The 18,868-nt window shown below is 62.1% G+C and carries 15 protein-coding genes; 12 read left to right on the top strand and 3 right to left on the bottom strand.

Annotated features, from left to right (window positions below; all coding sequences use genetic code 11):
* Nucleotides 1-244: 244 nt before the first annotated feature.
* Genes K7B09_RS12190 through K7B09_RS12180 form a run of 3 tightly spaced genes read left to right on the top strand, consistent with a single transcriptional unit; the run spans nucleotide 245 to nucleotide 5,732 of the window.
* On the top strand, nucleotides 245-2,026 hold the full coding sequence (locus K7B09_RS12190) for a hypothetical protein (RefSeq protein WP_223629734.1): 1,782 nt from the start codon (nucleotides 245-247) through the stop codon (nucleotides 2,024-2,026).
* Nucleotides 2,027-2,037: 11 nt separating this feature from the next.
* Nucleotides 2,038-5,259, top strand: a complete 3,222-nt coding sequence (locus K7B09_RS12185; protein WP_223629733.1) for an RHS repeat-associated core domain-containing protein — start codon at nucleotides 2,038-2,040, stop codon at nucleotides 5,257-5,259.
* Between the two features lie 5 nt (nucleotides 5,260-5,264).
* Nucleotides 5,265-5,732, top strand: a complete 468-nt coding sequence (locus K7B09_RS12180; RefSeq protein ID WP_223629731.1) for an SEL1-like repeat protein — start codon at nucleotides 5,265-5,267, stop codon at nucleotides 5,730-5,732.
* Between the two features lie 128 nt (nucleotides 5,733-5,860).
* Here K7B09_RS12180 and K7B09_RS12175 read toward each other — a convergent pair whose 3' ends face one another.
* Complete coding sequence (locus K7B09_RS12175; protein WP_223629730.1) at nucleotides 5,861-6,217, bottom strand: helix-turn-helix domain-containing protein; 357 nt, start codon at nucleotides 6,215-6,217, stop codon at nucleotides 5,861-5,863.
* Between the two features lie 133 nt (nucleotides 6,218-6,350).
* Here K7B09_RS12175 and K7B09_RS12170 point away from each other — a divergent pair, with 133 nt between their 5' ends.
* From K7B09_RS12170 to K7B09_RS12155, 4 genes are all read left to right on the top strand, one after another.
* Complete coding sequence (locus K7B09_RS12170; RefSeq protein WP_223629729.1) at nucleotides 6,351-8,210, top strand: P-loop NTPase family protein; 1,860 nt, start codon at nucleotides 6,351-6,353, stop codon at nucleotides 8,208-8,210.
* Between the two features lies 1 nt (nucleotide 8,211).
* On the top strand, nucleotides 8,212-9,207 hold the full coding sequence (gene xerC / locus K7B09_RS12165) for a site-specific tyrosine recombinase XerC (protein ID WP_223629728.1): 996 nt from the start codon (nucleotides 8,212-8,214) through the stop codon (nucleotides 9,205-9,207).
* Nucleotides 9,208-10,002: 795 nt separating this feature from the next.
* Nucleotides 10,003-10,812 (top strand): RHS repeat-associated core domain-containing protein, encoded by an 810-nt coding sequence (locus K7B09_RS12160; RefSeq protein ID WP_223629732.1) that lies wholly within the window; start codon nucleotides 10,003-10,005, stop codon nucleotides 10,810-10,812.
* A gap of 5 nt (nucleotides 10,813-10,817) precedes the next feature.
* Nucleotides 10,818-11,285, top strand: a complete 468-nt coding sequence (locus K7B09_RS12155; protein WP_223629731.1) for an SEL1-like repeat protein — start codon at nucleotides 10,818-10,820, stop codon at nucleotides 11,283-11,285.
* A gap of 128 nt (nucleotides 11,286-11,413) precedes the next feature.
* Here K7B09_RS12155 and K7B09_RS12150 read toward each other — a convergent pair whose 3' ends face one another.
* Complete coding sequence (locus tag K7B09_RS12150; RefSeq protein ID WP_223629730.1) at nucleotides 11,414-11,770, bottom strand: helix-turn-helix domain-containing protein; 357 nt, start codon at nucleotides 11,768-11,770, stop codon at nucleotides 11,414-11,416.
* A 133-nt stretch (nucleotides 11,771-11,903) separates the two neighbouring features.
* On the opposite strand from K7B09_RS12150, the gene K7B09_RS12145 reads away from it, so the two are divergent.
* From K7B09_RS12145 to K7B09_RS12130, 4 genes are all read left to right on the top strand, one after another.
* Nucleotides 11,904-13,763, top strand: coding sequence for a P-loop NTPase family protein (locus K7B09_RS12145; protein WP_223629729.1), 1,860 nt, complete (start codon nucleotides 11,904-11,906; stop codon nucleotides 13,761-13,763).
* Between the two features lies 1 nt (nucleotide 13,764).
* A complete protein-coding gene (xerC, locus tag K7B09_RS12140; protein ID WP_223629728.1) occupies nucleotides 13,765-14,760 on the top strand; it encodes a site-specific tyrosine recombinase XerC in 996 nt (331 codons plus the stop codon).
* A gap of 795 nt (nucleotides 14,761-15,555) precedes the next feature.
* Complete coding sequence (locus K7B09_RS12135) at nucleotides 15,556-16,326, top strand: RHS repeat-associated core domain-containing protein (protein ID WP_223629727.1); 771 nt, start codon at nucleotides 15,556-15,558, stop codon at nucleotides 16,324-16,326.
* Nucleotides 16,323-16,724, top strand: coding sequence for an Imm32 family immunity protein (locus K7B09_RS12130; protein ID WP_223629726.1), 402 nt, complete (start codon nucleotides 16,323-16,325; stop codon nucleotides 16,722-16,724). Before K7B09_RS12135 ends, K7B09_RS12130 begins: the two co-directional genes overlap by 4 nt.
* A 269-nt stretch (nucleotides 16,725-16,993) precedes the next feature.
* On the opposite strand, the gene K7B09_RS12125 is transcribed toward K7B09_RS12130, so the two are convergent.
* Nucleotides 16,994-17,953 carry a hypothetical protein gene (locus tag K7B09_RS12125; RefSeq protein WP_223629725.1) on the bottom strand — a complete coding sequence of 320 codons (960 nt, stop codon included), beginning with the start codon at nucleotides 17,951-17,953 and terminating at the stop codon, nucleotides 16,994-16,996.
* A 146-nt stretch (nucleotides 17,954-18,099) separates the two neighbouring features.
* Here K7B09_RS12125 and K7B09_RS12120 point away from each other — a divergent pair, with 146 nt between their 5' ends.
* Entirely contained in the window at nucleotides 18,100-18,804 is a 705-nt protein-coding gene (locus K7B09_RS12120; protein ID WP_223629724.1) for a hypothetical protein, read from the top strand.
* Nucleotides 18,805-18,868: the final 64 nt, after the last annotated feature.

The raw sequence follows: 18,868 nt of genomic DNA, 5'->3' as shown, positions 1-18,868 counted from the left end.
TCAAATCCCACATTTAAGGCTGAAGACAGGAAGGGCTGGAGAAGCCTGAAACCTACAGGCAAGAGTTGGAAGGCAGGCAACAGCTAGGACAGGCTTCCCACACTAAAATCCGGATACCCTTATTTACATGTCCCCGCGTCGATGCCATCACGCCCTGCATGCGACTCGACGCACAGAACGCGCTGCAGGTATGCGGCACAATAGATGCGGGCTGCCGTGGCTCAATGAGTGAAGGGGTTTGATCATGCAGTATCGGTTTTGGTGCGTAGGCGCCGTATTGTTGATGGCGCTCGCATCGCCCGTTCGGGCGCAGGTCACGATCCCGCAGGAATACGACAAGCTGATCAAGAAGAATGGCGAGATCGCTGCCTTCGGCGCCGAGGGCTTCGGCGACAAGGTCGACTTGAACAGCGGCAGTCTGCAGATCGTCCAAGTTGACGTGGATCTTCCCGGCAACAACGCACTGCCGGTGCGGGTTGCGCGCCGTTTCGCGACGGGCGACAGATTCGCGTCAGGGCATTTCGGGGCGTGGAACCTGGACATCCCGTACGCGCATGGCGTGTTCGCCAATCATGTCAACAATCCCAAGGGTTGGACGGTCGGCGCGGCCCTTGCCGCCGACGTCTATAAACGGTGTTCCCAATACGGCGCACCACCGACACTGTGGTTCCAGGGCGGGGAGTTCCAGCCCGACGAATACTGGCAAGGCAATTTTCTGCACATGCCGGGCGCGGGCGATGAGGAGATGCTGGTTCCGGGGTCCAGCGCGCATGTCCCCACTGATGGGAATACCTATTCCGTGGTGACCAAGGGTGGCGCGGCGATGCGTTGTGTTGCGCTGGCTTCCACCAGCGAAGCGGGCAGCCAGGGCGAGGGCTTCGAGGTCGTCATGCCGGATGGCACGGTCTACACCCTGAACCAGATGGTGAGCCGCCTGAACGAGGTCATCTCCAAACCCGTCGATCAGTTTGCGTTGCGGGCAGGTTCCGGCAAGAACGGCATCATCGTGACGCCTCAAGCGGCGACCACCTTCACCCTGGCTAGGAATGAGGTGTTGATGTACCCCACCAAGGCGACGGATCGGTTCGGCAACACCGTGACCTACACATGGAGCGCCACCAATCCGTGGCAATTGCTGCAGATCACTGCGAGCGATGGTCGCCAGTTAACACTTACTTACATGTCCAGCACCAGCAAGATGGTCAGTACCGTCACCGACGGCAGCCGAACGTGGACCTATACCAACCCACCGGAGGGCGACACCGTCACGTTGCCCGATGGCAGCAAGTGGATTTCCAATCTCTCTTCGCTGTTCAATCTGAAGATAAACACGATTGGCAGCGGGTGTGACACTGCCGGCGACTATTCCGGCCCACCCCCTGTCCTGACCGGCACGGTGCAGGCACCGACGGGAGCGCTGGCTACTTTCACCATGCAGCCGGTATTGATGGGGCGCTCATGGGTAGGGCGCAGTTGCGTGTATTACCAATCCCAACCGATTTACGCGCTGGAGCCGATTGGCTATTTCACGTTGGCGGTACTTGGCAAGAAGATTACGGGACCCGGCCTGCCAGCCGCGGGACTGTCGTGGAGCTACGACTACGGCTCGCCCAATATGTGCTGGGCGAGCGCATGCACGGTTTCTTCGCCCACCACTCGTACCACGACCCTGACCGACCCGGACGGCGCTGTGAACCGCTACAGCTTCAGCAACAGATTCCAGGCCAATGAAGGGCAATTGGTAAAGACAGAATCCGGCTGGGATGGCACCACCGCCTTGCGCACGGTCGACACGACGTTGGCTGATGCGACCGCTGCGCCCTATGGCAGTTACAACGGCGAAAGCCCACGCTCCCGAGGTGACACCATGTCGTCCAGCTACAAGTCTCCGCAACGCAAGGTGGTAACAACCCAGCAAGGCCGCATCTTTACATGGGAAGTCGCCACTGGCTGTGTCGGCATGCCCTATTGCTTCGACGCCTATGCACGCCCGACCAAGGTCGTGAAGACGACGAGCACGCCATGAGGCCCGCCATCATGACGAAGAAGACTCGCCTCGCCCGCACCTTGCTCGCTGCCGGGTTACTTGTCACGGCCTCTGCCCAAGCGCAGACAGTGCTCACTACAAAGACTGAGACCATCACCTATTCGGACAACACGACGAAGTGGGTGATCGGGCAGACGGCGACGGTGACCTGCGTGGCGCCGACCACCGTGTTACCCACGGGCTGCGGAGCGGCGGGGACGGTGATCTCGGCGACCACGTTCGACGCAACGACCGCAATGCCGCTCACCACATCGGCGTTCGGCAAGCTACAAACCACAGCGACCTACAACACCGACGGCACCCTGGCCACGATCAAGGACGGGTTGAACCACACCACCACATTCAGCAACTGGTACCGGGGGATCCCGCGAGCCATACAGTATGCCGATGCCACCTCGCAGTCGGCGGAGGTGGACAGCAACGGCTGGCTCACTTCGGTGACCAATGAGGTCGGCGCGAAGACCTGCTACACCTATGACGCCATGGGCCGGTTGGCCAGCATCACCTATCCGTCAGAAAGTCAGACCGATACCTGCGATATCTCCAAGTGGGCGGCGACCAGCCGCAGCTTCGTGCCCGTCGCCAGCACCGAGTACGGTATCGCCGCGGGCCACTGGCGCGAGACCACCACCACCGGGAATGCGACCAAGATCAGCTATTACGACGGCTTGTGGCGTCCGCTGCTGACCCGCGAGTACGACGCGTCCAACGTGGCCGGCACCGAGCGCTTCAGCAAGCGGGCCTATGACGCCGAAGGTCGGGCGGTGTTTGCCTCCTATCCCTCGACCACCAGCGCACCGACCACCGGTACATGGACCAACTACGATGACTTGGGCCGTGTGACTTCGGTTGGACAGGACACCGAGCTGAGCCCAAGCCTGCGGTTCACCACCACCACCTACAACACCGGCTTCACTACCACGGTCACCAACCCGGGTGGACAGCCGGCCACCACCAGCTACCTGACCTATGACCAGCCGAGCACCGACTGGCCGTTGGTCATCACCGCGCCCGAGAGCGCCACGACCACCATCAGTCGAGATGTGTTCGGTAAACCCACCGCGCTGGCGCGCAGCGGTGGCGGTGCGAGTGCCACCCGCAGTTATGCCTATAACGGCTATCAGGAACTGTGCCGAACCGTCGAGCCGGAGACCGGCGCCACCCTGTTCGGCTATGACGCGGCCGGCAACCTTAGCTGGTCGGCGGCGGGCGTCGCCAGCAGTCAGGCATGCAGTCCCACGGGCACGGAAGGTGCGATCGTGGCGCGCAAAGCCAGCCGCACTTACGACCTGCGCAACCGCCTCACGAATCTGAGCTTCCCGGACGGCAACGGCAACCAGGTCCTGACCTACTTCAACGACGGCAAGCCCAACCAGGTCACCACCGCCAACAGTGGCAACACCGTCACCAATGCCTACACCTACAACAACCGCCGCCTGCTCTCGGGCGAGAGCATGGTGCCGGACACGCTACAAACCGGCTGGGCAATGACCTATGGCTACAACAGCCTGGGCCAAGTGACGACCGAGACCTATCCGGCCAGCGTCAGTGTGGCCTACACCGTCAATGCACTTGGCCAGACCACGCAGGTCACGGCCAGTGCGGACGCGGGCGCTGTGGCCACCGTGGCGAGCAATGCCAGCTACTACCCCAATGGCGGACTCAAGCAGTTCACTTACGGCAACGGCATCGTCCACACCATGACCCAGAACGCCCGCCAGCTGCCCAGTCGCAGCACGGATGTCGGTGTGCTGGACCTGGGCACGGCGTTCGATGCGAACGGCAACGTGGCCGCGGTGACCGACTACATCGGCACAGGGCGCCAGACCAAATCGATGGTGTATGACGGACTGGACCGCCTGACCAGCACCACCTCGCCGATGTATGGCACGGCCAACTACACCTACGACACGCTCGACAACCTCAAGCGGGTGCAGGTGAGTGGCGGCACTCAGGTTCGGGACCACACATACGTCTACACGAACAACGTACTGACTAATGTGCAAAACACTGCGACCGGGGCGACTGTCATTGGCTTGACCTATGACGTGCAGGGCAATCTGGCCAACAAGAACGGGGTGGCAACGACCTTTGACTTTGGCAATCGTCTGCGTAGCACGGCTGGCCTAACCTATCGGTATGACGCCCAAGGACGGCGAGTTCGGCTGGACAACGCGGGCGCGAGCCTGAAGTACAGCTTCTACAGCCAGGACGGCCGCCTGACCTGGCAGCGCGATGAGCCGGGTAGTAAACGCATCAACAACCTGTACTTGGCTGGCAGTCTGGTGGCCGAACTGAGCCGACCGATCGGATTAAGCACAGTGACCATGAGCTACTATCACACCGATGCCTTGGGCAGTCCGGTCGCCAAGACGAATGCCAGCAAGTCGGTGATCGAGACCAGTGAATACGAGCCGTACGGAAAATTGCTCAACCGTGCCAATGACGACCGCGCGGGGTATACCGGACATGTAATGGACGCGGCTTCGGGACTGACGTACATGCAGCAGCGCTATTACGATCCGCAGATCGGAAGGTTCCTATCCGTTGATCCCGTCACGGCTTACAGCAATCCGGTGGGGGCGTTTAATCGGTATTGGTATGCCTCGAATAATCCGTACAAGTTCGTTGACCCAGATGGCCGAACAGACGTCAACAACTTCCTCCAAAACGACCACGGCGGTCTTTTCTACAACGCAGCAGCGGCGTTCGATTTGCCGGGGACATTCACTGTCGGTTCCCACGGAAACGAAAGCATCATCCAAGATCAAACACGGGCGCCGTACGAAAACTGGGATGCATATCAGACCTACAGCAACGCGGTCAGCATGGGGTTGAAGCCTGGGGAGCCAGTGTTCTCGCTCTCGTGTCGCTTTGGTATGACGAACAGCCTCGGCGTCAATCAAGCGCAAGTTATGGCGGACAAGAATGGGTCAAAGGTGACCGGTGCCGATGGCTGGATCAATTACAAAAAGCAGGGTGACACAACAACGATGACGGTTTGGTCGGGGCGAAACGGCACGGGGAAGCAAGGTGCGTTCCAGCAATTTGCTCCGGGCGGGAAGGGCAACCCCGTCGCCGGTTCCGCTATTAAGAGCATTTCGGTCAATACGAAGACCGGAACAGTCACGTTGCGTTATGGCCAAGCGGAAACAGGCTCTCGTATTCCGAGAACTGAGACCTTTAAGCTCAAAGACGACAAGCTGAAATGACCCCAGTGAGCACCTCGATCATGGCCAAGATGCCGCTGTTTGGATTGATGCTGGCGATTATGTTGCTCCTGGGTTGCTCTGGTCAGGGAAATCGTGCGACTGAGCAATCAGCCACTCCTGGGGATCAATATTTACTTAGCCCCGCGGATTTGGTCGTCTTGCAAGATAAGGCTGACAAAGGAGATTTGCAGGCAGTCAAGAAGCTAATTCTTTACTATGAACTCGCCGCTCCAGATATGGGCAAGGCGATGCATTGGCAACGAGTTGCAGCTAATAGGGGCGACGTCGGTGCAATGTTGAATCTTTCCACCTATCTCGCTATGCATGGACGCGAAGAAACGTGCTTTGAGGCAGTTGAGTGGATTGATCGAGCAAAGTCATCTGCGACCGATGCCAAATTGGTAATGAGAGCTGATCGAAAGCTCTCGCAACTCAGGCACGACGGTCCTTGCGTCAAATGGCTTAAGAATTGAGCCAGCGGGACGTGGCACATCACGAAAAGAGGAAAAACGGTTCCAGGCTCACTTCCTGATCGCCCATAACGCCCAAGGCCCGCAACGCAGGTTGCGGGCCTTGTTGTTTGCGGGGTTGCGGTGCTCCGCTACTGATGCGCGGCGATGACCGAATCCAACACTTGGCTAATGGCTCGCTGCTTGGCCTTGGGCAGCGCTTCGATCTGCTGTAGCTGCTGCGCGATCTTGGGTTGTGGCCCGCGCTTGCCGCTGGGCGCAGGCTCGCCGAGCAAGGCTTCTACCGACGTGCCCAGCAGCCTGGCCAGACGCGGTAGGTGCGAGATCGGCACGCGCCGCTTGCCGCTCTCGTAGGCGGTCACGGTCTGCTGGGAGACGCCAAGCTGCTCGGCAAGCTGCACCTGGGTGATGCGGCGTGCCTTGCGCAACGCGTGGATGCGCGTGCCGAGCTCGATGAAGAAGGTGCGTTCGTCGTCGCTGATGGCCACGGGGGTTGGAGTGGAAGCATTGAAGGAGTCCATACCGTAAGGCCAGCTTTGCTATTGGGGTTGTAAATACTACTAAAGCGGATATTCTTGCGTCGAGTTGTTCTGCTTGACAGGTTTTGGCCAGGAGCCCGCTATGCCCACGACCACCCCAAAGGCCCCCGATCCGCTCGCCGCCCCGCTGTTGCCCGCCGCCGGTGAAGGCATCGAAATAGTCTCGCCCGATGAAGCCCGCTTCCTGCGCGGCCCGCGTGCGTATCGGGTGCGTGGGCTGGCGCGGGCGTTGAGCGCGGAGGCGTTGAAGGTGACGGCTCGGCTGTCGCTGGGCGAGCGCTTGCACGTGGACACGCTCGATCTGTATCAGGCACGTTCGCGTGCCGCGTTCGTGAAAGCCGCCGCCGTTGAACTCGGCGTGTCCGAATCCCTTCTCCTCGCCGACCTGTCGGCGCTGGTGCTGGCCTTGGAGCCGGTGCAGGACGCGGCGATCCGGGGCGCGTTGCAGCCGGACGCCACGGATACGACACCCGCACTCACCGCCGAACAGGAAGCCGTCGGGTTGGCGCTGCTGCGCGATCCCGAGCTTGTCTCGCGCATCGCGGCCGACGTGGAGGCCATCGGCGTGATCGGCGAGGCGACCAATGCACTGGTGGGCTATCTGGCGATGACCTCGCGGCTGCTGGACAAGCCGCTGGCGATCCTGATCCAGTCCACCAGCGCCGCCGGCAAATCGACGCTGATGGATGCGCTGCTGTCGCTGATGCCGGAAGGCCAGCGCGTCCACTACAGCGCGATGACCGGGCAATCGTTGTTCTACATCGGCGAGGGCGACTTGCGGCACAAGATTCTGGCGATTGCCGAGGAAGAAGGCGTGCGCCAAGCCGCCTATGCGTTGAAGCTGCTGCAGTCGCAAGGCGAACTCACGATTGCCTCGACGGGCAAAGACCCGGCGACGGGGAAGCTGGTCACGTCGGAATATCGGGTGGAAGGCCCGGTGATGCTGTGCCTGACGACCACGGCCATCGACATCGACGAAGAGCTGTTGAACCGCTGTCTTGTCCTCACCATCAACGAAACCCCCGAACAAACGGCGGCGATCCAGCAGCGCCAGCGGCAGGCGCGCACGTTGCAAGGCTTGCAGGCGAAGGTGCGCAGCGAGCATGTGTTGAGTGCGCATCGCGCCGCGCAAACGCTGCTACGCCCGCTGGCGGTGGTGAACCCCTTCGCCGAATCGCTGACCTTCGCATCGGATCGCGTGCGCCTGCGCCGCGACCATGTGAAGTACCTGGCCCTGATCGACGCCATTGCGCTGCTGCACCAGCACCAGCGCAAGGTCGGCGTGATCGAGGTCGACGGCGCGAGCGTCGAGTACATCGAGGTCACGCAGGCTGATATCGCACTGGCCAATCGGCTTGCGCATGCGGTGCTGGGTCGCTCGCTGGATGAACTGCCACCCCAAACAAGGCGCGTGCTGGCCGCGCTCGATGCGTGGGTAAGCCAGCAAGTGCAGGGCAGCGACACGCCACGCGGCGAGCCTGCCCCCGCGAAAGCGGGGGTGCGCTTTACCCGTCGCACGGTGCGTGGGGTGCTGGGCCTGTCGGACACGCAATTGCGGGTGCATCTGGATCGACTGGTGCAGTTGGAATACGTGCGCATGCACAGCGGCCAGAACGGCAGCTTGTACACCTACAGTCTGGCGTTCGATGGCCAGAACGACCGTGCCGAACCGCAGTTGATGGGGCTTGCCGCACCGGAAATCACACCGACCTTGCGGGGTAACGACACGACCTTGCGGGGTAAACCGGCGACCTTGCGGGGTCAGACCTCCGACCTTGCGGGTACCTTGCGGCCACCTTGCGGTGACCTTGCGGGTACCTCGCGGGGTGGTCAAATGACCCGCAAAGCCACGCCCGACGCGGCTTCCAGCGTTCCCGCTGCGGTTGTCGCTGCAAAACCGCGTAGCAGGAAGCTCAACGGCCACACGACGGCGGGCCACTGACATGGCCGGCGTTCGCACCGAGCGACTGCGCCTATTGCTGGCTCCGTCCGATCCGGACGGGCTGGCGGCATGGATGCGTCGCTACCTCGATGCACTGGAGACCCAGCACCGCAGCGTGAACGACGTGCGCACGCGCAGGAGCCGGCTGGCGCACTTCCATGCGTGGTGCATGGAGCGCGGCATCGGCAAGCCGCAGGAGGTGACCCACGCGCATTTGCAACGCTTCCAGCGGCATCTATTCCTGTATCGCAAGGCCAACGGCGCGCCCATCGCGGTCAATGGTCAGCGGGTGGCCCTGTTCACGCTGGAGATGTTCTTCCGTTGGCTGGTGCGGCAGCGCGTCCTGGAGTCGAACCCTGCCGCCGATCTGGAGCTACCCAAGCGCACGGACGACCTGCGCGAGCCGTTGACGCTCGATGAAATGGAAACCGTCCTCGCCTTGCCCGACATCGAGACACCGGACGGCCTGCGGGATCGGGCATGCCTGGAACTGTTCTACGCCACCGGCATCAGGCGCGTGGAGCTGACGAACCTGCATCAATCCGACCTCGACCGCACGCGCGGCACGCTGCATGTGCGGCTGGGCAAGGGCAAGAAGGATCGGTTCGTGCCCATCGGCGAACGCGCTCTTGCATGGGTCACGAAATACGAACGCGAGGCCAGGCCGGCGGTGCTGGTCGATCCCACGGTAAAGCACCTGTTCCTGAATCAGTACGGACAACCCCTCTCTCCTGATGGGTTGAGCTGGCGTGTGCGCGATTACTTCAAGCAGGCCGGGATCACCAAGCGCGGCGCGTGCCACCTGTTCCGGCACACGATGGCGACCGCCATGCTCGACAACGGGGCGGACATCCGCCATGTGCAGGAGATCCTCGGGCACGGGCAGATCACCAGCACGCAGCGGTACACACACGTCTCCATTGCGCGCCTGCATGCCGTGCACGCGGCGACGCACCCGGCGGCGCGGCTCACGCGCGATCCCGACGGCGCGGCTTAACGCTTCGCGTTCAAGCCGACGCCGACAAGCAGCATGCTCGCGCGACCGATCACCCCGTTGCGGCCATCCATGGCCGCTGTCGCGCCACGCGGCCCAACCCGCTGCGCGGGTTGCAGTCCCAACATAACGCCGGATTATGCAAACCGCCGGTCTGTCACGGCGCTTGCGCAAGGGCTGCGCGCCAAAGAGCCGATGCGCAGCAAGCGCCGCGCCAGCCCGTCGCTTCGCATAATCTGCGTTGATGTTGGCTGGCCTGCCGGCGCAGTCGCGCCGGGGCCACGTGGCCCCACCACTCTCGCTCACCGGCGCGGCCGTCCTTGGCCGCGCAGTGCGCGTGCTGCGCACGCCCACTCAAGCCGCGTGCGCGCTGCGCGCACACGCAAGAGCACGTCGCACGTTCGCGTACACGAGGCGGCGCGGCTTAACCGCTACGCGGTTCAAGCCGACGCCGCTTCGTGACATCAGAACAGCAACAGCAAAACGAAAAGCGGGTCAGCAGGACGAGACTGAATCGCCTCTCCACCGCCGCCGCGACCCGTGCGATCCCGCTTCGCCACGCCTCCAAGAGCGTCACCGTTGGGGCTCCGCCCCAACACCCCGGAGTACGCTCCTGGTGGGCCGCAGGCCCACGCTGACTGCGACTGGAAGGAGCGCTCTTCCGCACCGACACGCTGGCCACCGCGAGGCGAGCCGGACACGCGACACCATCCGATCAGCGATCATCCACTCCTGCAAAACCGCTCTTGCTCTTGACCTGCGCGCCCGTCTGGGCGAAAAAGTGCATCAAGGGATTTTTTGAGGATCGTCGAACCCGTGTCAGGGCTGCCAGCACTCGCCAAGCCGCGCCGCATCAAGGCCTCGCACCGTCGGCGGTGGAGAATCGCGTCGGGTCAGAGTGTTCAGCGCTATTACGATCCGCAGATCGGAAGGTTCCTATCCGTTGATCCCGTCACGGCTTACAGCAATCCGGTGGGGGCGTTTAATCGGTATTGGTATGCCTCGAATAATCCGTACAAGTTCGTTGACCCAGATGGCCGAACAGACGTCAACAACTTCCTCCAAAACGACCACGGCGGTCTTTTCTACAACGCAGCAGCGGCGTTCGATTTGCCGGGGACATTCACTGTCGGTTCCCACGGAAACGAAAGCATCATCCAAGATCAAACACGGGCGCCGTACGAAAACTGGGATGCATATCAGACCTACAGCAACGCGGTCAGCATGGGGTTGAAGCCTGGGGAGCCAGTGTTCTCGCTCTCGTGTCGCTTTGGTATGACGAACAGCCTCGGCGTCAATCAAGCGCAAGTTATGGCGGACAAGAATGGGTCAAAGGTGACCGGTGCCGATGGCTGGATCAATTACAAAAAGCAGGGTGACACAACAACGATGACGGTTTGGTCGGGGCGAAACGGCACGGGGAAGCAAGGTGCGTTCCAGCAATTTGCTCCGGGCGGGAAGGGCAACCCCGTCGCCGGTTCCGCTATTAAGAGCATTTCGGTCAATACGAAGACCGGAACAGTCACGTTGCGTTATGGCCAAGCGGAAACAGGCTCTCGTATTCCGAGAACTGAGACCTTTAAGCTCAAAGACGACAAGCTGAAATGACCCCAGTGAGCACCTCGATCATGGCCAAGATGCCGCTGTTTGGATTGATGCTGGCGATTATGTTGCTCCTGGGTTGCTCTGGTCAGGGAAATCGTGCGACTGAGCAATCAGCCACTCCTGGGGATCAATATTTACTTAGCCCCGCGGATTTGGTCGTCTTGCAAGATAAGGCTGACAAAGGAGATTTGCAGGCAGTCAAGAAGCTAATTCTTTACTATGAACTCGCCGCTCCAGATATGGGCAAGGCGATGCATTGGCAACGAGTTGCAGCTAATAGGGGCGACGTCGGTGCAATGTTGAATCTTTCCACCTATCTCGCTATGCATGGACGCGAAGAAACGTGCTTTGAGGCAGTTGAGTGGATTGATCGAGCAAAGTCATCTGCGACCGATGCCAAATTGGTAATGAGAGCTGATCGAAAGCTCTCGCAACTCAGGCACGACGGTCCTTGCGTCAAATGGCTTAAGAATTGAGCCAGCGGGACGTGGCACATCACGAAAAGAGGAAAAACGGTTCCAGGCTCACTTCCTGATCGCCCATAACGCCCAAGGCCCGCAACGCAGGTTGCGGGCCTTGTTGTTTGCGGGGTTGCGGTGCTCCGCTACTGATGCGCGGCGATGACCGAATCCAACACTTGGCTAATGGCTCGCTGCTTGGCCTTGGGCAGCGCTTCGATCTGCTGTAGCTGCTGCGCGATCTTGGGTTGTGGCCCGCGCTTGCCGCTGGGCGCAGGCTCGCCGAGCAAGGCTTCTACCGACGTGCCCAGCAGCCTGGCCAGACGCGGTAGGTGCGAGATCGGCACGCGCCGCTTGCCGCTCTCGTAGGCGGTCACGGTCTGCTGGGAGACGCCAAGCTGCTCGGCAAGCTGCACCTGGGTGATGCGGCGTGCCTTGCGCAACGCGTGGATGCGCGTGCCGAGCTCGATGAAGAAGGTGCGTTCGTCGTCGCTGATGGCCACGGGGGTTGGAGTGGAAGCATTGAAGGAGTCCATACCGTAAGGCCAGCTTTGCTATTGGGGTTGTAAATACTACTAAAGCGGATATTCTTGCGTCGAGTTGTTCTGCTTGACAGGTTTTGGCCAGGAGCCCGCTATGCCCACGACCACCCCAAAGGCCCCCGATCCGCTCGCCGCCCCGCTGTTGCCCGCCGCCGGTGAAGGCATCGAAATAGTCTCGCCCGATGAAGCCCGCTTCCTGCGCGGCCCGCGTGCGTATCGGGTGCGTGGGCTGGCGCGGGCGTTGAGCGCGGAGGCGTTGAAGGTGACGGCTCGGCTGTCGCTGGGCGAGCGCTTGCACGTGGACACGCTCGATCTGTATCAGGCACGTTCGCGTGCCGCGTTCGTGAAAGCCGCCGCCGTTGAACTCGGCGTGTCCGAATCCCTTCTCCTCGCCGACCTGTCGGCGCTGGTGCTGGCCTTGGAGCCGGTGCAGGACGCGGCGATCCGGGGCGCGTTGCAGCCGGACGCCACGGATACGACACCCGCACTCACCGCCGAACAGGAAGCCGTCGGGTTGGCGCTGCTGCGCGATCCCGAGCTTGTCTCGCGCATCGCGGCCGACGTGGAGGCCATCGGCGTGATCGGCGAGGCGACCAATGCACTGGTGGGCTATCTGGCGATGACCTCGCGGCTGCTGGACAAGCCGCTGGCGATCCTGATCCAGTCCACCAGCGCCGCCGGCAAATCGACGCTGATGGATGCGCTGCTGTCGCTGATGCCGGAAGGCCAGCGCGTCCACTACAGCGCGATGACCGGGCAATCGTTGTTCTACATCGGCGAGGGCGACTTGCGGCACAAGATTCTGGCGATTGCCGAGGAAGAAGGCGTGCGCCAAGCCGCCTATGCGTTGAAGCTGCTGCAGTCGCAAGGCGAACTCACGATTGCCTCGACGGGCAAAGACCCGGCGACGGGGAAGCTGGTCACGTCGGAATATCGGGTGGAAGGCCCGGTGATGCTGTGCCTGACGACCACGGCCATCGACATCGACGAAGAGCTGTTGAACCGCTGTCTTGTCCTCACCATCAACGAAACCCCCGAACAAACGGCGGCGATCCAGCAGCGCCAGCGGCAGGCGCGCACGTTGCAAGGCTTGCAGGCGAAGGTGCGCAGCGAGCATGTGTTGAGTGCGCATCGCGCCGCGCAAACGCTGCTACGCCCGCTGGCGGTGGTGAACCCCTTCGCCGAATCGCTGACCTTCGCATCGGATCGCGTGCGCCTGCGCCGCGACCATGTGAAGTACCTGGCCCTGATCGACGCCATTGCGCTGCTGCACCAGCACCAGCGCAAGGTCGGCGTGATCGAGGTCGACGGCGCGAGCGTCGAGTACATCGAGGTCACGCAGGCTGATATCGCACTGGCCAATCGGCTTGCGCATGCGGTGCTGGGTCGCTCGCTGGATGAACTGCCACCCCAAACAAGGCGCGTGCTGGCCGCGCTCGATGCGTGGGTAAGCCAGCAAGTGCAGGGCAGCGACACGCCACGCGGCGAGCCTGCCCCCGCGAAAGCGGGGGTGCGCTTTACCCGTCGCACGGTGCGTGGGGTGCTGGGCCTGTCGGACACGCAATTGCGGGTGCATCTGGATCGACTGGTGCAGTTGGAATACGTGCGCATGCACAGCGGCCAGAACGGCAGCTTGTACACCTACAGTCTGGCGTTCGATGGCCAGAACGACCGTGCCGAACCGCAGTTGATGGGGCTTGCCGCACCGGAAATCACACCGACCTTGCGGGGTAACGACACGACCTTGCGGGGTAAACCGGCGACCTTGCGGGGTCAGACCTCCGACCTTGCGGGTACCTTGCGGCCACCTTGCGGTGACCTTGCGGGTACCTCGCGGGGTGGTCAAATGACCCGCAAAGCCACGCCCGACGCGGCTTCCAGCGTTCCCGCTGCGGTTGTCGCTGCAAAACCGCGTAGCAGGAAGCTCAACGGCCACACGACGGCGGGCCACTGACATGGCCGGCGTTCGCACCGAGCGACTGCGCCTATTGCTGGCTCCGTCCGATCCGGACGGGCTGGCGGCATGGATGCGTCGCTACCTCGATGCACTGGAGACCCAGCACCGCAGCGTGAACGACGTGCGCACGCGCAGGAGCCGGCTGGCGCACTTCCATGCGTGGTGCATGGAGCGCGGCATCGGCAAGCCGCAGGAGGTGACCCACGCGCATTTGCAACGCTTCCAGCGGCATCTATTCCTGTATCGCAAGGCCAACGGCGCGCCCATCGCGGTCAATGGTCAGCGGGTGGCCCTGTTCACGCTGGAGATGTTCTTCCGTTGGCTGGTGCGGCAGCGCGTCCTGGAGTCGAACCCTGCCGCCGATCTGGAGCTACCCAAGCGCACGGACGACCTGCGCGAGCCGTTGACGCTCGATGAAATGGAAACCGTCCTCGCCTTGCCCGACATCGAGACACCGGACGGCCTGCGGGATCGGGCATGCCTGGAACTGTTCTACGCCACCGGCATCAGGCGCGTGGAGCTGACGAACCTGCATCAATCCGACCTCGACCGCACGCGCGGCACGCTGCATGTGCGGCTGGGCAAGGGCAAGAAGGATCGGTTCGTGCCCATCGGCGAACGCGCTCTTGCATGGGTCACGAAATACGAACGCGAGGCCAGGCCGGCGGTGCTGGTCGATCCCACGGTAAAGCACCTGTTCCTGAATCAGTACGGACAACCCCTCTCTCCTGATGGGTTGAGCTGGCGTGTGCGCGATTACTTCAAGCAGGCCGGGATCACCAAGCGCGGCGCGTGCCACCTGTTCCGGCACACGATGGCGACCGCCATGCTCGACAACGGGGCGGACATCCGCCATGTGCAGGAGATCCTCGGGCACGGGCAGATCACCAGCACGCAGCGGTACACACACGTCTCCATTGCGCGCCTGCATGCCGTGCACGCGGCGACGCACCCGGCGGCGCGGCTCACGCGCGATCCCGACGGCGCGGCTTAACGCTTCGCGTTCAAGCCGACGCCGACAAGCAGCATGCTCGCGCGACCGATCACCCCGTTGCGGCCATCCATGGCCGCTGTCGCGCCACGCGGCCCAACCCGCTGCGCGGGTTGCAGTCCCAACATAACGCCGGATTATGCAAACCGCCGGTCTGTCACGGCGCTTGCGCAAGGGCTGCGCGCCAAAGAGCCGATGCGCAGCAAGCGCCGCGCCAGCCCGTCGCTTCGCATAATCTGCGTTGATGTTGGCTGGCCTGCCGGCGCAGTCGCGCCGGGGCCACGTGGCCCCACCACTCTCGCTCACCGGCGCGGCCGTCCTTGGCCGCGCAGTGCGCGTGCTGCGCACGCCCACTCAAGCCGCGTGCGCGCTGCGCGCACACGCAAGAGCACGTCGCACGTTCGCGTACACGAGGCGGCGCGGCTTAACCGCTACGCGGTTCAAGCCGACGCCGCTTCGTGACATCAGAACAGCAACAGCAAAACGAAAAGCGGGTCAGCAGGACGAGACTGAATCGCCTCTCCACCGCCGCCGCGACCCGTGCGATCCCGCTTCGCCACGCCTCCAAGAGCGTCACCGTTGGGGCTCCGCCCCAACACCCCGGAGTACGCTCCTGGTGGGCCGCAGGCCCACGCTGACTGCGACTGGAAGGAGCGCTCTTCCGCACCGACACGCTGGCCACCGCGAGGCGAGCCGGACACGCGACACCATCCGATCAGCGATCATCCACTCCTGCAAAACCGCTCTTGCTCTTGACCTGCGCGCCCGTCTGGGCGAAAAAGTGCATCAAGGGATTTTTTGAGGATCGTCGAACCCGTGTCAGGGCTGCCAGCACTCGCCAAGCCGCGCCGCATCAAGGCCTCGCACCGTCGGCGGTGGAGAATCGCGTCGGGTCAGAGTGTTCAGCGCTATTACGATCCGCAGATCGGACGCTTCCTCTCCGTCGATCCCGTCACGGCTTACGAGAAGCCGATGACGAACTTCAACCGATACGCCTACGCCTTTAACAATCCGTATCGCTTCACTGACCCGGATGGTCGCGATGGAGCGAACTTCTATACGGGCCAGTACCAGATGGCTCCGCCTGACCCAGCAACGGCAAGGGCTACGATTGGGTTGATCGCTGATTTCTTGCCGGTTATCGGCGATATCAAGGGTGTTGTTGAGGCGATCCAGAATCCCACTGTTATCAATGTGGTTGCCGCTGGCGTGGGCTTCGTTCCTATTGCTGGTGATGTTGCTGGAAAGGCCCTCAAACACGCGGACGAAGCAATATCAATGACTAAAGCCGTGGAAAAAGGGGCCGCGCACGTGGGATCAGATGCCAAGGTTGCTTTGACACCGGCTGGCAATGTGCAGTTCTCTAGTTCCACCGTCGATGCCGCTGGAAACACGGTCACAAAGAACGCTCGTTTTGATGTCAACCCAAATAGTGGTCATGTTCAGAAACAAGGCCCACATCTGAATCTTGAGACTCAAATTAAGTCCCCGTCGGGTCAAGTGACGAAGCTCCCTGACCCTCATACCCCAATCAAGCCAGAAACCATTCGGCGGGGTGACTACGAATGAGTACTCATGCACGAGAGCATATTCATGGCATCAGCGCGGCATGGGATGGAGTTGAGCTGGAGTTGACCATGACTGTCGATGCGATCTCTCGCTTCGCTTCAGTACTATCCGCAGCTGATGGCGACGCGTTCGCAATTGATTCTGTTCTCAATGTCGCACTTTCATTGACGATGATTGTCGTTGAAGTCGCCAATGGGCCTGTAAAGATATCCGTGGCCGACAACACGGTGACTATCAAAGGCGACTCCAGTGCCCTCAAGCAAATCGCGAATAATTTGTTGGGGCTAATAGTTCTCGCAGAAACGAAAGGCGTGTCCCATATGCACTTCGACCACGTATCTGACCAAGATTTAATCAGCAGTGATTCGGCAAGTTTGATTGTAAGTATCGAAGGCTAGCGGCGTCCGGGAAAAAAGGGGCCAGAGTAAATTAGCGTTTGACTCTGATCGCCCATAACAACAAAGCCCGCATCGCTGCGGGCTTTGTTGTTTGTGGGGTTGTGATGTAGAAAAACAGAAAAACAAGGACACGCACCATTCCCCATGAGTAAAACGGCACCCGCGCTGAAGTCCTGAAATCGCATCTCCTTACTTGCTACCAAAGCCCCGAACAAACCTGCGCCCACGCGCCATCCTCCCGTCCGGGCGATGGAACACGCGTCAAATCCTCAACCGGCGTTTGCCAGTTGCCTTGCCAGCCCGATCCCCTTCAACCAGCGTTGTCCCAACCGTTCGGCGGTCGCGATCAGGTCCGTCGCATCGCCCACCACCCGCCAGTAGCCAGAGCCCACCGCCTTGACCCGCATGGCCCAGCGATCCGCATCGTCATGGCAAGCCAGAGCGCGCGGCGCATCGTGCGCCATGCTGTGCTTGCCGGGCCGCAGCTGCCGGCCAGTCCATTCCACCAGGCCCACATACGCGCGCAGGCTGAGGCCCAGCGGGGTGCGGGCTGTCGCCTGCCCCAGCACAGGGCGCAGCGGACGATCCAGGTCGGCAGGCGTCAATGTGGCCAGGCGATGCCGGATGCTGGTGTGGTCGGAGACTGCCAGGGTCTCGGCCATGCCTGCCCGGACGGGGTTCAGATCCACGTAGGCCATGGCCGCCAGCAGCGCCCGTTCGTCGCACAGCACTTGGACTTTGAACCGTCCCTCCCAGAACCGGCCTTTGCAGGCATCCTCAGCATTGGCGGCGCGTGCCAGAGGTTCGGCCAGGCATTTCATCAGCCAGGAGAGATTGCTCAGGCGCTCGCGTAGTACCGTCACATAGTCCGGCTGCTGCATCAGCCGGTCGCGCTTGGCGTCACGGGCGGCCTCGGCGTCCTCGCGCGGGGGGAACAGGCGCACCCAGCGGGTGGCGACTTCGGCATCGGACCATGCAGCAGGCAGCGTTGGATCGAGCTGCAGCACCAGATGCAGGTGGTTGCTCATCACCGCATAGGCGTGGATGGCCACCGCAAAGCAGTCGGAGAGCAGGGAGATGCGTTGCTCGACCCAGGCCTTGCGATGCTCGAAGGATTGACCGGTGTAGCGATCCTGCCCGCACAGGAAGGCGCGGCGCACGCAGCGCTGGACGCAGTGGAAGGTGCCGCCGGTACCGGTGGTGATCAGCTGGGAACGGGCCGTGGTCATGGCACCAGTGTCATAGCGCGTGAATTGCGGCACTATCGGGAAACCCTGATCTGAGGGTCAGTGAAAGGGGGATTGGTGCGTGTCCTTGCTCTCCCGATGGATGGAGGGGCTCATCAGATTCAGGGCAGGGCTCGTACACTTGGCAGATGCCACGCCTGCTGCCCTCCAGCACCGAATCCACGCTCGAACGTCAGATCATCGGCGCAGTCACGCTGCTGCTACATGCTGTCCTCGCTTGGTGCCTACTGCACGTCGCAGGCCAAGGCATGACTGGTACGGGGACCGCAGAACAAGGTGATGGTGGTGCGTTGGTGGTGACGTTCATTGCGGTGCCGCGCAAGGAGACGAACCCGCAGCCGAGCCCCACAGTGCCGGTGCCGCCGGCATCCGAGCCGCCCGCCGAACATCCCGCCACCACGACCTCGCACGCCATCATTCCGAATCGTGACCCGAGCCTTGCGCGCACCCTGAGTACGACCGGCGACTACGTCACTTCAAACATGTCATCGGCGGCATCGAGCCTATCGCCTCCGCCCACGACCTCTACGGCCGGCGCCAGCAGTGCCCAAAGCGGCAGCCCAGACAATGATCTACGCGCCAGCTACCATGCCGCCTTGCGGGCCCGGATCGTCACGACCTGGCAAAGCCTCACGACCCGCGCATTTCCCTCTGGCTGCACCCTGACGCTGAATCAGAGTACAGGCGGTGCGGTCACCTCGAGCTCAGCCAATGGCTGCGCCCTATCCAGCGAAGACCGCCTGCAACTGGAGGCTGCAGCCTTAATGGCGCAGCCATTGCCGTACGCGGGTTATGAGGCGGTGTTTGCGCCTGAGCTCCACCTCTCGCTTTGACATGCCCGAGATCCTATAGACGCTTGGACCTTCGACTATTCTCGGCGCGAGGAATGCACCAACT

It is taken from the genome of Thermomonas beijingensis (assembly GCF_020034655.1).
GTDB classification, from domain to species: domain Bacteria; phylum Pseudomonadota; class Gammaproteobacteria; order Xanthomonadales; family Xanthomonadaceae; genus Thermomonas; species Thermomonas beijingensis.
This window is presented reverse-complemented; position numbering and strand designations above follow the sequence as displayed.

Bases quoted from the DNA above. Each gene is read 5' to 3' on its own strand.
- xerC (WP_223629728.1), top strand. From the start codon at position 13,765: ATGGCCGGCGTTCGCACCGAGCGACTGCGCCTATTGCTGGCTCCGTCC.
- K7B09_RS12145 (WP_223629729.1), top strand. From the start codon at position 11,904: ATGCCCACGACCACCCCAAAGGCCCCCGATCCGCTCGCCGCCCCGCTG.
- xerC (WP_223629728.1), top strand. From the start codon at position 8,212: ATGGCCGGCGTTCGCACCGAGCGACTGCGCCTATTGCTGGCTCCGTCC.
- K7B09_RS12120 (WP_223629724.1), top strand. From the start codon at position 18,100: ATGCCACGCCTGCTGCCCTCCAGCACCGAATCCACGCTCGAACGTCAG.
- K7B09_RS12190 (WP_223629734.1), top strand. From the start codon at position 245: ATGCAGTATCGGTTTTGGTGCGTAGGCGCCGTATTGTTGATGGCGCTC.
- K7B09_RS12185 (WP_223629733.1), top strand. From the start codon at position 2,038: ATGACGAAGAAGACTCGCCTCGCCCGCACCTTGCTCGCTGCCGGGTTA.
- K7B09_RS12130 (WP_223629726.1), top strand. From the start codon at position 16,323: ATGAGTACTCATGCACGAGAGCATATTCATGGCATCAGCGCGGCATGG.
- K7B09_RS12170 (WP_223629729.1), top strand. From the start codon at position 6,351: ATGCCCACGACCACCCCAAAGGCCCCCGATCCGCTCGCCGCCCCGCTG.
- K7B09_RS12125 (WP_223629725.1), bottom strand. From the start codon at position 17,953: ATGACCACGGCCCGTTCCCAGCTGATCACCACCGGTACCGGCGGCACC.